Origin of the sequence: Spongiactinospora rosea (assembly GCF_003315795.1) — a bacterium.
GTDB lineage: Bacteria > Actinomycetota > Actinomycetes > Streptosporangiales > Streptosporangiaceae > Spongiactinospora > Spongiactinospora rosea.
On sequence record NZ_QMEY01000022.1, the window covers coordinates 35,860 to 50,560 of the forward strand.

A 14,701-nucleotide genomic window follows, 5' to 3' on the forward strand; every position below is an offset into this window, starting at 1 on the left:
GAGTCTTTGGTGTCTCTAATGGAGGTGTGGCGATGGCCTGGCTCGAAGTACCGGTACTGATCGCGGGCGGGGGGATGAGCGGCCTGTCGGCCGCGCTGTTCCTCGCGCATCAAGGGGTTTCGTGCCTGCTCGTGGAGCGGCACCCCGAACACTCCCGGCACCCCCGCCTCAGCGGGCTCTTCCCGCGGGTGATGGAGGTCTTCCGCCAGGTGGGGCTGGAGCCGCAGATCCGGGCGCTCGACGAGTTCGAGGGCCGGGAGGGGCGGTTCATCAGGGCTCGCACGCTCGCGGGCGAGGAGATCGAGAGCAACCCCGACCTACGGGAGGACGCCGACCTCGGGCCCTACACGCCCACGCTCGGCGCGATCTGTGACCAGGACCAGGTGGAGCCGCTGCTCCGCGCCCGGGCCGAAGAGCTGGGCGCGGACATCCGCTTCCACACCGAACTCATGGACTTCCGGCAGGACGGCGACGGGGTCACCGCGATAATCCGCGACCGCGCCGACGGCACGGCGACCACCGTCCGCGCGGGCTACCTGCTGGCCTGCGACGGCGAGCGCAGCCCGATCAGGGAGCGCCTCGGTATCGACCGCTCGGGGCCGGGCACGCTGGCCGAACGGCTCGGCGTGCTGTTCCGGGCCGACCTCGGCGCGGCCCTGCGCGGCCGGCACATCAGGATCTGCCTCACCGAGGGCCACGGGGACCTGCACATCCGCGCGATGAACCGCTGGGGGTACGGCTGCGACTTCGACCCCGCGCGGGACCGGATCGAGGACTTCACCGACGAACGCTGCACGGAGTTGATCGGGGCCGCGGTGGGCCTGCCCGGCCTGCGGCCGGAGATCCTCGGCGTGCAGCGCTGGCGGATCGCCGCCCTGATGGCCCGGCGGTTCGGCGAAGGACGGGTCTTCCTGGTCGGCGACGCGGCCCACGTCTGGCCGGCCACCGGCGGCTTCGCCGGGCAGGCGTGCGTGCTCGACGCGCACAACCTCGCCTGGAAGCTCGCCGCGGTGCTCTCCGGCCGGGCGGGCGCCGCCCTGCTCGGCACCTACGAGGACGAGCGGCTGCCCATCGCGCGGATCAGCCTGGACGACTCGCTACGCCGGATGGCATGGTTCCACGCCGGGGACGGGGCCGGGGAGAGAGGGGCGCCGCGGGATCACGCCACGGTGGCGATGGGGGGCGTCTACCGGTCGTCCGCCGTGCCGGCCGGGGAGGAGGACCCGCCGGAGGAAGAGTCGCTGGAGGACCCACGGCGGCCATCCGGGCGGCCGGGGACCCGGGCGCCGCATCTGCCCGTCACGCGGGGTGGTGGCCCTGCGGAGTCCACCATCGACCTGTTCGGCCGCGACCTCGTGCTGCTCACCGACACCGCGGGCGTGGGCTGGCGGGAGGCCGCCGGGCGGCTCGGCGGGGTGACCGCGTACCGCTTCGGGGCCGAACTCACGGACCCGGCCGGACTGTTCCACGACCGGTACGGCGTGGGCCCCGGCGGAGCCGTACTGGTCCGGCCGGACGGTCACATCGCCTGGCGGGCCCGCACGCCGTCGCCCTCGCCCGCCGTCGCCCTGAAGGACGTCCTGGGCAGGCTGCTCGGATGAAGGTCACCGTGTTCGGGGCCACCGGCGGGACCGGGCGGCATCTGGTCCGGCTCGCGCTGGACCGCGGCCACGAGGTCACCGCCGTTGCCAGGAATCCACAGGGACCGGCCGTCCGCAGCCCCGGACTGACGGTGCTGCGCGGCGACCTGACCCGCCCCGGCGACCTGCGAGCCGCGGTCGAGGGGCGGGACGCGGTGCTGTGCGCGGTGGGCGCGCCGTACCGGTTCCGCGCCACGACCACCCTGCACTCCGCGGGGGTCGGACTGAACCTGGTCACCGCGATGCGCGCGGCCGGGGTCCGCCGGTTGATCTGCATCACGTCGATGGGCGTCGATCCAGGGCCGGAGCTTCCGATCAGGGACCGGCTCATGGTGGGGTTCGTCACCAAGGTCCTGATCCCCGCCGTGTACGCCGACATGGCGCTGCTGGAGCGCACGCTACGGACGACGGAAGACCTCGACTGGACGGCGGTACGCGCGCCGAAGCTGAGCGACGGACCGGCCACGGGACAATATGTGAACGCGGTCGGCGGACATCTCGGGCGCACGGGCGGCCGGCGGCCGATGCCCAGGGCGGACCTCGCCTCGTACATGATCGAGCTGTTGGCGGATGAGCGCACGTTCGGCCACTGGGTCGAGGTGGCCCCGAAGAACTAGAACGGAGGTCCGGTGCCGGAGCAGGTGAAGAAGGTGCGGCGGCGCGGTCAGGCCCTGCTGAACGCGATCTATCGGGCCGTGCTCGCCGAGGTGGCGGAAGTCGGTTTCCGCAGGCTCACCATGGAGGGCATCGCCTCCCGCGCCGGTACCGGCCGGATGCCGCTCTACCGGCGCTGGGACACGCCGGAGGCGCTGCTCCTGGACGCCCTCGCCGACGCGCTGGCCGGTACCGGCGGGCCGGTGGACACCGGTGATCTTCGTCAGGACCTGCTCGTGCATTTCCGCCGGATGACCGAGCAGGTCCTGGCCGGTGACCTCGGGTCCGCGCTGGGTGCGGTGATGGGCGAGCGGGGGCGGCACCCCGACCTGGTGGTGACGGTCCGGGACCGGATGCTGCGCCCCCATCTGGCGGCGATCGAGGACAGCCTGCGGCTGGCCGCCGCGCGCGGCGAACTCGACGAGTCCGCGATCTCCACGGAGGTCTGCGCCGCGGGGCCCGCGATGATCACCGTCCATCACCTGATCAACGGCGCGCCGCCCGTGGAGGCGGAGCTGGCCGCGATCGTGGATCGGGTCGTGCTGCCCGCCGCGCGCGGCGGCGGAACCGGGGTCGCCAGGGGAGTGATCTGAGGCGAGCGGCTACCTGTCGGCGAGGGCCGCCGGAAGCTCATGGGCGTGTACGACGGTCAGCGTGGTGACCGCACGGGTCAGCACCACGTACAGGCGGGCCAGGCCGCGCGGCTCGGCGGCCACGATGTCGGCGGGCTCCATGACGATCACATGGTCGTACTCAAGACCCTTGGCCAGCGTCGCCGGGACCACGAGCAGGCGGTGGTCGCCCGTGGAGTCGGGCCCGAGTACGCCGTGCTCCAGCCCGGCCGCGCCGAGCGCGGCCGACAGCGCGGCGACGGCGGCGTCGGGGACGATCACACCGATCGAGCCCTCACGGGCCAGCGCCTCGCGGACCGCCGTCTCGACGGCGGCGGGGAGGGCGTCGGCGGCGGCCCGCCGTACCGAGAGGGAGCCCGCGCCCGGCCGCAGCGAACGCGGCACGGCCAGCTCCGGGGCGACCTCCGGGAGCAGCCTGGCCGCGAAGTCCAGGACCTCCCTGGGCACCCGGAAGCCGAGCGTCAGCTCGGTCACCTCGCCGGAGTCGCGGCCCAGGTGCGTGAGCACCGCCTGCCACGAGCGGGTGGACCACGGCGTGGTGCCCTGGGCGAGGTCGCCGAGCACGGTCGCCGACCCGGTGCGGCAGCGCCGCCCGAGCGCCCGCAACTGCATGGGCGAGAGGTCCTGCGCCTCGTCCACCACGACGTGACCGATGGAGGGCGTGCGCTCGATGAGGTCGGCCAGCTCGTCCAGCAGGGCCGCGTCGGCGGCCGTCCATTTGGCCGACTTGTGCGACCGGGGCGGCTTGGCCCAGGTCAGCAGCTCGCGTTCGGCCGGTTCGAGGTCGGATTTGGCGGCGCGTTCCAGGAACTCGGCGTCGCTCAGCAGGCGGAACAGGACCTGCTCGGGCGTCACCTTCGGCCACACCGCGTCGAGGACCTGCTTGACCGGCTTGGAACGGGCGACCGCGTCCTGGACCCGGTCGTCCGGCGACTCGCCGCGCTGTTCCATCCGGACCAGCACGGCGTGCGCCAGCCGCTGCGCCAGGGCGGCGCGGCCGGGGCCGTACCGGGTGGTGCCGCGCAGCGAGGCGACGATCTCGCGCACCTCGTGGTCGGCGACCCGGAAGCGGCTCGCCCCGCGGGTGTACAGGACGCCCTCGGTGGGCTTGGTGACGTGCAGCCACAGCGCGCGCGCGAGGACCCTGGCCATCCGGGGGTCGCCCTTGAGCGCGGCGACGGCCGGGTCTTCCGGGGCGGCGTGCTCGCCGACCAGCCCGGCGATGGTGGTCTGCTCCACCTTGATCTCGCCCAGCGCGGGGAGGACGGAGGAGATGTAGGAGAGGAACGCGCGGTTCGGGCCGACGATCATGACGCCGGAGCGGGCCAGCTTCTCCCGGTGCGTGAACAGCAGGTACGCCGCCCGGTGCAGGCCCACGGCGGTCTTGCCGGTGCCCGGCGCGCCCTGCACGCACACGGTCAGGCCCAGGTCGGCGCGGACGATGTCGTCCTGGTCGGGCTGGATGGTGGCCACGATGTCGCGCATCGGGCCGGTGCGCGGGCGCTCGATCTCCTCGGTGAGGATGCGGGAGGCGGCGGGCGCGTCGCCGTCGGCGCTGTCGAGGCGTTCGTCCTCGAAGGCGGTCAGCGTACCGCCGTGGTAGCCGAACCTGCGGCGGCGCGTGATGTCCATCGGCTGCGCGGGACTGGCCTGGTAGAAGGCCCGGGACACCGGGGCGCGCCAGTCGATGACGAGCGGGCGGCTGCGGTCGTCGTGGATGTGCCGGCGGCCGACGTAGATCGTGCCGGGCAGGTCGTCGCCCGCCGAGCGGTCCAGGCGGCCGAAGAAGAGCGGCGCGTCGGGGTGGTCGGCCAGCGCCTCCACGCGTTCGTCCAGCAGGGCCTGGAGGATCTGCTGGGAGACCCAGTCGCCCGCCGCGTTGGCGGACAGCGACCGGGCGTGCTCGCGCATCGTGCGCAGCGCCGCGCGGGAGACGGCCAGGTGCTGCCGCTCGGCGGCGAGTACGTCGCCGGGGTCGGCGTCCTCCTGTATGTCGGGGGCGAGCCTGTTGGCGGGCATGCTGAAGCGGCCTCCTTGCCGGATCGGGGACGGTACGTGCGACGGCGGGAGAGCCGCGCGCGTACGACTGGGAACGGAGGTGGTGGGATTGTGGATGGTTGAGGTCAGAACCAACTAGCCTAGCGCCATGGCGAGTGGGGGCTCCACGTATTAAATTGGCGTGGTTCGCGGCGGGTTCGCGGACTGAGATGGCGCCGGACCGGGTAATTTTGCGGAGTGACACGCCCGCAAGTTGCGATATCTCCTGTTATACCGACCGTGGCGGTGCTGCTGCTGGCCGCACTGTGGGGTGCGTCGGTCTACGCGGGGTGGGGGCTTGAGGCGTTCTGTACGCCGGGCGAGCCGGGCGATCAGTGCGCCCGCAGGCTGGAGCTGGTATCCACGATCTCCGGGCTGTTCGCGGTGGTGGCGGGGAGCTGTTCGGTGGCGGCGTGGCTGACGCGCTCGCCGCGGGCCTTCCTGCCGCTGATGATCGTGGCGATCGGGTCGTGGGTTACTGCGGAGGCCCTGTTGTTCTTGGGGGGAATGCTCGTCGGGTGATTATTCCGGCACCGTGCGTCATTCTAGGGGTTTTTCCGGAAAAAGGCTCGCGAGTCCGGTGATTGGACCGGATCATGGGGTATGCCGCAGTTGGCCAAGGCCGGGCCAAGCGAGGGGGTGGTGGGAATGTCAAAGACCCGCGGAATCTCGTGGACCTGACAAAACCGTGACGTGTTCGCCAGCGTTCGGCGGGGCGACCGGCTATTCGCCGGCGAGCACGTCAGCACGCCTCACATAGCGTGTCCGGAATTGTGCGGAATGTCGCTATTAGTCTGGCTGTGAATCCGACGCGGGCCGGTCGTCCGTGAGCACGTCGTCGGCATCGACGATCTGGTACGCGTACCCCTGCTCGGCCAGGAACCGCTGCCGGTGGGCGGCGAAGTCCTGGTCCACGGTGTCGCGGCTGACCACCGAGTAGAAGCGGGCCCCGCCGCCGCCCGCCTTCGGGCGAAGCACCCGGCCGAGCCGCTGGGCCTCCTCCTGCCGCGAGCCGAAGGTGCCCGACACCTGGATGGCGATCGACGCCTCCGGCAGGTCGATGGAGAAGTTCGCGACCTTGGACACCACCAGGACCTGCAACTCCTTGTCGCGGAACGCCTGGAACAGCCGCTCCCGCTCCCGGATGCGGGTCTCGCCCTTGATGACCGGCGCGCCGAGATGGTCGCCCAGCTCGTCGAGCTGGTCGATGTACTGGCCGATGACCAGCACCTGCTCGTCCTGGTGGCGGCGGACCAGCGCCTCGGCGACCCTGGTCTTGGCCGGGGTGCTCGCGCAGAACCGGTAGCGCTCGTCGGCCTCGGCCATCGCGTACGCCAGCCGCTCCTCATCGCTCAGCGTGACCCGGACCTCGACGCAGTCGGCCGGGGCGATCCAGCCCTGGTTCTCCATCTCCTTCCACGGCGAGTCGTACCGCTTGGGCCCGATCAGCGAGAACACGTCGCCCTCCCGGCCGTCCTCGCGCACCAGCGTGGCGGTCAGCCCGAGGCGGCGGCGGGCCTGGAGGTGGGCGGTCATCCGGAAGATCGGCGCGGGCAGCAGGTGGACCTCGTCGTAGACGATCAGCCCCCAGTCGCGGGCGTCGAACAGCTCAAGGTGTTTGTAGACGCCCTGCCGCCGGGTGGTCATCACCTGGTAGGTCGCGATGGTGACCGGGCGGATCTCCTTGCGCGTGCCGGTGTACTCGCCGATCTCCGCCTCGGTCAGCGACGTGCGGCGCAGCAGCTCCTGCTTCCACTGGTGGGCGCTGACCGTGTTGGTCACCAGGATCAGCGTCGTGGCCTGGGCGTGCGCCATCGCGGTCGCGCCGACGATGGTCTTGCCCGCGCCGCACGGCAGCACCACCACGCCGGACCCGCCGTGCCAGAACGAGTCGGCCGCCTCGCGCTGGTAGGGGCGCACCTGCCAGCCGTCCTCGGCGAGCTTGATCGGGTGCGCCTCGCCGTCCACGTAGCCGGCCATGTCTTCGGCGGGCCAGCCCAGCTTGAGCAGGGCCTGCTTGAGGGTGCCGCGCTCGGACGGGTGGACCGCCACGGAGTCGCCGTCGATGCGCGGGCCGAGCAGCGGCGCGATCTTCTTGGACCGCAGCACCTCCTCCAGCACCGCCCGGTCGGAGGTGGCCAGCGACAGCCCGTGGACGGGGTGCTTCTCCAGGCGCAGCCTGCCGTACCTGGCCATCGTCTCGGCCACGTCGACCAGCAGCGCGTGCGGGACCGGGTAGCGGCTGTGCGCGATCAGCGCGTCCACGACCTGCTCGGCGTCGTGGCCCGCGGCGCGGGCGTTCCACAGCGCCAGCGGGGTGACCCGGTAGGTGTGGACGTGCTCGGGCGCGCGTTCCAGCTCGGCGAACGGCGCGATCGCCTTACGGCACGCGTCGGCCGCGGGGTGATCGACCTCCAGTAGGAGGGTCTTGTCGGACTGGACGATCAGCGGGCCGTCGTTCAAGGCTGTCTCCCGGGGGTCCGTACGGCTGACCTCTATCCAACAAGACGGCGGGTCCCCGCAATCCCGCGAACGGTTAAAACGTGTGCGGCGCCCCGGGACGTCAGATGTAGTTCTGGTTGGCCGCCACGATGATCACTACCAGGCCCACGACCAAGAGCGCGATGTTGATGCCGATGCTGATCCAGGCCCAGCGCAGCAGGGTCCGGGCCCTGTCGGGCTCGGTGTCCACCCTGCTGAGCGCGATGCCGGACAGGATCGCCCCGGCGATGCCGCCCAGGGTGACGTAGCAGCTGAAGCCCAGGAAGATGCTGATGACCAGGGCGACGATGGCGTGCGTGCGCGGCGCGTCCGGGTTGCGGTAGGGCGGGTGTCCGTGGCCGTAGCCGTAGGGCGGGTACTGCCCATACCCCGGCTGCCCGTAGCCCGGTTGCCCGTAGCCCGGCTCGCCGTACCCCGGCTGACCCGGAGCCGGTCCGTAGCCCGGCTGCCCGTAGCCCGGCCCTTGAGGGTCATCTGATGGGGTGCTCACGCGCTGTCTTCCGTTCGGCCGTGCATGGACGTGTGTTTGGACACGTCAACAAATACCACGTTATGCCCGGACGGGCCCTGCGACCGCGGGCGCTCAGCCGCCGTCCGACACCTCGGAGACCCCCGTGATCCGGTGCAGCGCGAACCGGTGGACCGCGGCCCGCGTCTCGTCGTACGCGGTCAGGTAGCCGCCCTCCATCCGCGCCGGCTCCAGGATGCGGCTGGTCGCCTGCCCCTGGTTGTCCAGGTAGCCGATCCACACCCGGCCGCCCTGCCGGATCGCCTGCTGCAACGCGTTGATCGTGGCGGTGGCGGGCGACCGCGGCACCTGACCGCCCGGTGACTCCACCGGCGGACGCCTGGCCTGGTGGGCGGCGTCGCCCGCGCGGATCGCACGGACCGCCGCCGTGATCACGTCGCGGTCTAGGCCGTTGACCAGCGTGACCGGGCGGGCGGGCGGCGCGCCCTCCGCGCGGCGGGCGTCGAGCTGGGACACGATCACGTCGCCGTCCAGCGACTCGGCGACCGGCGCGTACCCCATCGCGCGCAGGCCGTCCACCAAGACCGCGCGCGACGAACGGGACGCGATCACGGTGGGCGCGAGCCGGCGCAGCCGCAGCGGCGCGGCCCGGCGGTCGGTCAGCACCTGGTCCAGGACGGCGGGGTCGTCGCAGCGGATGTACGCGCCCGCCGTACCGACCCGGATCCGCCCGTGCCTGCGCGCCACGTCGGCGACCAGGTAGGTCAGCGGCTGCGGCACCGGGGTCGCGGAGTGGCGGGCGAGCATCGCCAGCAGCTCCTCGCCGCTCTGCCCGGCGTCGAGCGCCCGGCGTACCGAACCCTCGCTGAACCGGTAGACCGTCGCCCCGCCAGTGGACTCGACATCGGCGGCCAGTGTGAGCCAGCGCCGCAGGTCGCCGGTGAGCGGGCCGGGCGCGACGGCGGTGAGGTCGGCCTGGAGGAGTACGTGGTCGATCGGCTCGGGCAGCAGCGGGCCGAGCAGCTTGGCGGCCTCCGCCGGGTCGCCGGACGCCAGCGCGCGGCCGTGCCCGGCCGGCACGCCGAGGCCGGTCACGCCGATCTGCTCGGCCTCGCGCAGCGTGAGGTCCACCAGCCGGTCGCGGTAGGGGCCGCGGCGGCGGGGCTGCTCCCAGGCCAGCCGGTCACGGACGGACGCGGGGTCGGGCGCGACCCCCGGCCCGGCCGCGGCCAGCATGGCCAGCGTCGCGGCGCGGACCTCGCGGGCGGCCCCTCTGCGCAGCTCGGGGGTGAGGGCGTTCATCAGCCGGTCGCGGTCGTCGCGCTCCCCGGCGAGGCCGGGCGCGCGGTCCGTGGCCAGCCAGCTCCCGGCGACCACCGTCCAGCGTTCCTCGCCCGGCTTGACGCGCCAGGCGTCGTACGCGGGGCTGGGCAGCCACTCGCCGTCCACCCCGCCGGAGGCCACGATCAGCCCGGCCGCGTACGCGACCTCGGCGACCAGCGCCGCCGACCACTCCGGCAGGTCGAGCGTCTGCGCGGCGCGCTTCAGGTCGCGTACGGCGAGCCCGCCCGTGCGCAGCACCCCCGGCGGGTCGAAGCTCCACCGCTCGCACAGCTCCTCCACCGCGCGGACGAACGTGAACGCCTGTCCCGCCGCCGTACGGTCGGTCAGCGCGGTGTCGCGCTCGGGGCCGCGCAGCGGCGGCGCCGAGGTCAGCAGGTCGCGGTGCAGACGCCCGTCGCGCAGGTGCAGGGCGACCTCGCGGGGCAGCGTCACGGTCTCGTCGCCGGTCGCGCCGAGCAGCCCCCGGGCCAGCAGCTCCTCGATCGGCGACTGCGCGCTGCCGGTGCGTACGGCGCGGCGCGCGTTGGCCAGCCGCCCGGCGGCGGGCCCCCAGGCCATCTTGTCGAGCGCGGCCCTGGCCTGCGGCGACACCTCCGTCACCAGGCGCTCGACCACGGCGGGGTCACCGAGCAGCGCGGGCACCTCGCCATCACCGTGGCCCGCGCCGATGTCATGGACGATCTCGGCCAGCCGCTCCGGCGAGTGGTGACGGAACACGTCGGCGGCGGGCGGGCCGAGCCCCGCGGGCGGCGACAGCGCCTCTGTGACGCCGGGCGCGGGGAGGGGCGCGTCGTCAGGGCCGTAGACGAGGGCGAGGTCGCGCAGGCGGCGCAAAGTGTCGTCGAGGGCCGCTCCGAGGTCGTCGGCGGCGCTCTCGTGCAGGCCACGGGCCAGTACGCCGCGCAACTGGGCCGAATCGGGCACCAGGACGAGGGTTTCGAGCACGGCGAGCGTGAACCGATCCAGCCGGTCCAGCGCCCGCCCGGTCGCCGACGGCGTGGTCGCCCGCGCGGCCAGCCCCTCGACGTGCGCGGGCACGGGGGTGACCAGCTCGGGCCGGGCGGCGACGAGGACGCGCAGCTCCTCATCGTCACGCCCACGCAACCACTCGGCGAACTCCACGCTCACCGGCGTCCCCCTCTCAGGTCCAGCTTTCATGGTATGGCGGCGAACGACCAGGTCATGATCGCCTCCCGGCGCTACGGTGGATGCCTGCGCAGCGAAGGAGGCGACCCGTGTGCCTGAACGTGGCCGCTCCCGGCGCGCGGCGGGGGAGGTGACGGCGTGAGCGAGCGTGCTCTGGAGTACGTGAGCGAGGCGTACGCCTCCATGCGCGGCGGGGAAGGTGACGGTGTGGCCGAGCGCGGCTCTGGAGTGCGCCGGCGGCGTGTCCGGCCTCTCCAGGCGGTGGGGGAGGCGGTGGTATGAGTGAGCGTGCCGACCGGCTGGTCCTGGATTATGTGAGCAAGGCGGCCGACCTCGCGCTCGGCGTGCTACGCCAGCATGAGCGGCTGGCGTTCGTGGCCGAGCTGCGTGCGCGGATCGAGGCGGACCGGGCGGGCAGCGGTGACCCCAAGGCCGTGGCCAGGGTACTGGCCCGGCTCGGCGACCCCGCCGCCCAGGTCGCGGCAGCCAGGGCCCGCCTCCCGCAGCGCCCCGAGACCCCGCCCGCACCCCCCGGCCCCAATGAGCCGGCGCCGGTGGCCCCGCCGGGGTATCCCGGGGGCGACACCGCCGGTACCGCGGTGTTCCCGCGGGTGGTGGACGACCAGGATGGGCGGGCGGGCGCGGCCGATGCCAAGGTGCCTGCGGGGGTGCGGCGGCACAGGGAGATCGCCAGGCGGGCCGTCGTACGGCGTACGGCGGGCCGGGGCGGCACCGGGCGGCGTGGGCTGAACCTGCCCGGCGTACGGCTGCGTCGCGCGGCCATGGCCACCGCGAACCCGATGGCCACCGAGGGCAGGGACGCGCGGACCATCCTGAAGGAGTACCCGCGCGAGGCCCTGGCCGTGCTGCTGCTGATCGCCGCCGCGGTACTGCTGCCGTTCCGGCCGGCCCCGATCGCGATCTTCCCGATCCCGCTCCTCGCGTGGGCGACGGCGGCGGCCGTCACGCTGTCGAGCGCGGGCTGGACGTTCCGCGACCGGCTGATCGGCGCGGGCGCCCCCGTGGCCTGCTACGTCTTCGGCGGCCTCGCGGTCACGGCCCTGCGGTGGACGCAGGGGGCGGCCGAGCTCGGCGGCCTGGCCGCGGAGTACTTCAGGGTCGGCGAGATCATGTTCCTGGTGGGCACCGCGGGCGGTGTCTTCTGGCTCGCGTACCGGCTCCTCGCCCCACCACGCCCCCGCCGCGCGTGACCCAATTTCGTACACCCTCGCGCCTACGTCCACCGCCCCTTGGCGATAAATAGGTATTTTCCTGGATTCCGAGGGACTTCCAAGGACCTTCCAAGGGACAAGGGCGGACCACCGTTTCGATCGGTGTCAAGCGTTTGGCATCCTGGCTTCCGTGTGCTTCGTAGGATTTGATCTGGATTTGACACTGGCCGATACGCGTGTCGGGATCGCGGCGGTCTATGATGAGTTGTCCCAGCGGCTCGGAGTGGCGATCGACACCGCCGCCGTGGTGGCCCGGCTGGGGCCGCCGCTGGAGGCGGAGCTGGCGTACTGGCTGCCCGCGGAGGAGATCCCGGCCGCCGCGGCGTTGTACCGGGAGCTGTACGCCGGGATCGCGGTGCCCGCCACCTCGGTGATGCCCGGGGCAAGGGAGGCGCTGGCCGCCGTACACGACGCGGGTGGCAGCGTGATCGTCGTCACGGGGAAGAACACCGCGGACGCGAAGCGCACCCTCGATGCCCTCGACCTGCCCGTGGAGGCGGTCGAAGGGTCGCTCTTCGGGGCCGAGAAGGGGGCCTCGCTCGCGTCTTTCGGCGCGGCGGCATATGTTGGAGATCACGTCGCGGACATCGCGGCGGCGCGGGCGGGAGGCACCGTCAGCGTCACGGTGGCCACCGGCCCTTACACCGCTGGAGAACTACGTGAGCACGGAGCGGACGTCGTCCTCGGCGATCTGACCGAGTTCGGCACGTGGTTCCGGCGGTGGCGAGGCGAAACATCATTCACCTGATTTCGCGGTGAAATACATGGTCGCTCTTCGCCCCGGGTGGGCATAACCTACATCCATTCACCTTTAAACGACAGTCTGAACGAGGTCACCCCTGTGCCGAGTGGCAAGGTCAAGTGGTACGACGCCGACAAGGGTTTCGGCTTCCTCACCCGCGACGACGGCGGTGAGGTTTTCGTGCATTCCTCCGCGCTGCCGAGCGACGTCGAGTCGCTCAAGCCCGGCCAGAAGGTCGAGTTCGGCGTGGCCGAGGGGCGCCGCGGTCAGCAGGCGCTGTCGGTCCGAGTGATGGACCAGCCGCCGTCGCTCGCCAAGACGAAGACCAAGACCAAGCGGAAGAAGCCCGACGAGATGGTGGTCATCGTCGAAGACCTGATAAAGCTCCTCGACGCGATCTCGACCTCCTATCAGAAGGGCAAGCACCCCGACGCCCAGCACGCCAAGAAGATCGCGGCGGTGCTGCGCGGGGTGGCCGACGACCTGGACGCCTGACAGCCGCGAAGAGCAGGGGGGTCGCCGGGGGTCGGCCCCTCAGCCGTGCGGGTTGGTGAGCGGTTTGGTGTGCCCGGGGTTGTCGCCGCGGTCGGAGGCCGGACGGGTGGCCGGACGCGGCAGCAGTTCGGTCGCGGTCGTGGCGTTCGGGTCGGCGGCGTGCTCCGCCGTCGCGTCCGGGGCCGGGTGCCGGCGCGAGCCTGCCCGCTCCGCGGCCACCCGCGCCTTGGTGCCCGCCAGCCTGCGCCGCCGCTTGATCAGCGACCACAGCAGTGTCCCGCCCAGCAGGACCGCGATGACCGTCAGCGCGGCCGGGCCGCGGGAGTAAAGCGACATGATCAGCCCGGCCAGCCCACCGGCCACCCAGGCGATCTGGAGCAGCGCCTCCACCACACCGAACGTCGAGGACCGCACCTCCTCGCCGATCTCCCGCTGCACGATCGCGTCGAGCGACAGTTTGCCGAGTTCCTGGGCGAACGCCGCGACCAGCGCGACGGCCACCGCCGTCCACAGGTTGAACAGCAGCGCCGTCGCAAGCCCGGTCACCGTGGACACGGCCAGCGTGATGAGCACGGTGACCTGCGGGGAGTGGTTGCGCACCCAGGAGGCCACCGCCGCGCCGGCCAGGCCGCCCGCGCCCGCCGCCCCGGCGAGCGCCGCGATGATCAGTTCCTTGCCGTGGCCGCCGGGCAGGTTGCCGTCCTGCACCACGAAGAGCATGAAGAACAGAAGAAAGCCGGAGAACAGGCGGATCGCGGCGTTCGCCCGCATCGCCTCGGCCACCGCCGGGCCGACGTTGAGGAGGGTACGCCAGCGGGCCGGTCGCCGCTCCCGGTGGCCCTCCTCCTCTTCCTCCTCGCCCTCGATGTCCGGCGCGTCGACGTGCCGCGGCAGTCGTACCGCGTGGACGCCCGCCACCAGGAACAGCACGAGCGTGCCGCGCAGCACCCACTCGCCGCCCAGCCAGGCCGCGAGGCCCGCGCCGACCGGGATCGCGATCCCCGCGCTGACCAGCGTGAACAGCGCGACCCGCGCGTTGGCGGTGACCAGGCCGATGTCGGCGGGCAGCACGCTCGGCATGATCGCCGCCCGGGACACGTTGTACGCCTTGGACAGCACCAGCACCCCGAGCGCCGCCGGGAACAGCGTCACCGCGTCTTCCGAGACCACGGCGGCGGCCATCGACCAGCACAGCAGCCCGCGGGCCATCAGCGTGCCCGCCATCACGTAACGGCGGGCCGAGCGGAACCGGTCGAGCGCGGGCCCGACGAACGGCGCGACCACCGCGAACGGCGCCATCGTGATCAACAGGTAGAGCGCGACCTGGCCGCGGGCCTCGTCCACGGGCAGGCCGAAGAACAGCGTGCCGGCCAGCGCGACCGTGATCAGCGCGTCGCCCGCCGCGCCGGCCGCGCTCAGCTCGATCAGCCGCCCCAGGCCGGTACGGCCCGCGCCCTGGGCGTACGTGAGCCGCCTGGTCGCCCTGCCGACCCGTAGTGTGCCCCCCGCCGCCGCCTTGCCCGCCACCCGCGTACCGCCGACCGTCGCCCGGCCCATGCGGATCGTGGCCCGTCCGGCCGCGGCGGCCGACCTGGCGACCCTGCGCGCGGCGGTGCCCGCCGTACGCCGCGCGTCCTCCCAGCCACCTCTCACGCATCCAGTCTTACCCGAAGCCCGCCCGTCTTGTCCGGTACGGCAGGCCGTGCGACACGCCGCGTGACGACCTCTATGGGCGGGGCACGTCGTCGGCACCGCTCGCGATGGGTGAAAATGGAGTGTGAACTGGCGAGCCAACACCATCAGCCCGC

13 protein-coding genes are annotated in these 14,701 nt (G+C 72.9%); 8 read left to right on the plus strand and 5 right to left on the minus strand.

Annotation, left to right across the window (positions count from 1 at the left end; translation table 11 throughout):
* Positions 1–32 precede the first annotated feature (32 nt).
* Genes DP939_RS34610 through DP939_RS34620 form a run of 3 tightly spaced genes read left to right on the plus strand, consistent with a single transcriptional unit; the run spans position 33 to position 2,887 of the window.
* Positions 33–1,601 carry an FAD-dependent monooxygenase gene (locus DP939_RS34610; RefSeq protein WP_113985060.1) on the plus strand — a complete coding sequence of 523 codons (1,569 nt, stop codon included), beginning with the start codon at positions 33–35 and terminating at the stop codon, positions 1,599–1,601.
* Positions 1,598–2,257, plus strand: coding sequence for an NAD(P)-dependent oxidoreductase (locus tag DP939_RS34615; RefSeq protein WP_113985061.1), 660 nt, complete (start codon positions 1,598–1,600; stop codon positions 2,255–2,257). Before DP939_RS34610 ends, DP939_RS34615 begins: the two co-directional genes overlap by 4 nt.
* A gap of 12 nt (positions 2,258–2,269) precedes the next feature.
* On the plus strand, positions 2,270–2,887 hold the full coding sequence (locus DP939_RS34620) for a TetR/AcrR family transcriptional regulator (protein ID WP_113985062.1): 618 nt from the start codon (positions 2,270–2,272) through the stop codon (positions 2,885–2,887).
* Positions 2,888–2,896: 9 nt separating this feature from the next.
* Here DP939_RS34620 and DP939_RS34625 read toward each other — a convergent pair whose 3' ends face one another.
* Positions 2,897–4,945, minus strand: a complete 2,049-nt coding sequence (locus DP939_RS34625) for a HelD family protein (protein WP_113985063.1) — start codon at positions 4,943–4,945, stop codon at positions 2,897–2,899.
* Positions 4,946–5,203: 258 nt separating this feature from the next.
* Here DP939_RS34625 and DP939_RS34630 point away from each other — a divergent pair, with 258 nt between their 5' ends.
* Positions 5,204–5,485: a hypothetical protein gene (locus tag DP939_RS34630; protein WP_147268245.1), complete on the plus strand. Its 282-nt coding sequence runs from the start codon at positions 5,204–5,206 to the stop codon at positions 5,483–5,485.
* 267 nt (positions 5,486–5,752) lie between these two features.
* Here DP939_RS34630 and DP939_RS34635 read toward each other — a convergent pair whose 3' ends face one another.
* The 3 genes from DP939_RS34635 to DP939_RS34645 all read right to left on the minus strand — a co-directional run bounded on the left by DP939_RS34635 (position 5,753) and on the right by DP939_RS34645 (position 10,406).
* Entirely contained in the window at positions 5,753–7,426 is a 1,674-nt protein-coding gene (locus DP939_RS34635) for a DNA repair helicase XPB (protein ID WP_113985065.1), read from the minus strand.
* Between the two features lie 100 nt (positions 7,427–7,526).
* The gene (locus DP939_RS48205) at positions 7,527–7,955 is read right to left on the minus strand and encodes a hypothetical protein (protein WP_113985066.1); all 429 of its coding nucleotides are present in this window, start codon (positions 7,953–7,955) and stop codon (positions 7,527–7,529) included.
* A gap of 93 nt (positions 7,956–8,048) precedes the next feature.
* Entirely contained in the window at positions 8,049–10,406 is a 2,358-nt protein-coding gene (locus DP939_RS34645) for a helicase-associated domain-containing protein (protein WP_225878682.1), read from the minus strand.
* A 156-nt stretch (positions 10,407–10,562) separates the two neighbouring features.
* Here DP939_RS34645 and DP939_RS46430 point away from each other — a divergent pair, with 156 nt between their 5' ends.
* From DP939_RS46430 to DP939_RS34660, 4 genes are all read left to right on the plus strand, one after another.
* Positions 10,563–10,706 carry a hypothetical protein gene (locus tag DP939_RS46430; protein ID WP_158578859.1) on the plus strand — a complete coding sequence of 48 codons (144 nt, stop codon included), beginning with the start codon at positions 10,563–10,565 and terminating at the stop codon, positions 10,704–10,706.
* Complete coding sequence (locus tag DP939_RS34650; protein ID WP_113985068.1) at positions 10,703–11,635, plus strand: hypothetical protein; 933 nt, start codon at positions 10,703–10,705, stop codon at positions 11,633–11,635. The genes DP939_RS46430 and DP939_RS34650 overlap by 4 nt, the downstream gene beginning before the upstream one ends.
* A gap of 151 nt (positions 11,636–11,786) precedes the next feature.
* The gene (locus DP939_RS34655; protein WP_113985069.1) at positions 11,787–12,404 is read left to right on the plus strand and encodes an HAD family hydrolase; all 618 of its coding nucleotides are present in this window, start codon (positions 11,787–11,789) and stop codon (positions 12,402–12,404) included.
* 93 nt (positions 12,405–12,497) lie between these two features.
* Entirely contained in the window at positions 12,498–12,893 is a 396-nt protein-coding gene (locus DP939_RS34660; protein WP_111171820.1) for a cold-shock protein, read from the plus strand.
* 39 nt (positions 12,894–12,932) lie between these two features.
* On the opposite strand, the gene DP939_RS34665 is transcribed toward DP939_RS34660, so the two are convergent.
* Entirely contained in the window at positions 12,933–14,546 is a 1,614-nt protein-coding gene (locus tag DP939_RS34665) for an MFS transporter (protein ID WP_225878683.1), read from the minus strand.
* Positions 14,547–14,701: the final 155 nt, after the last annotated feature.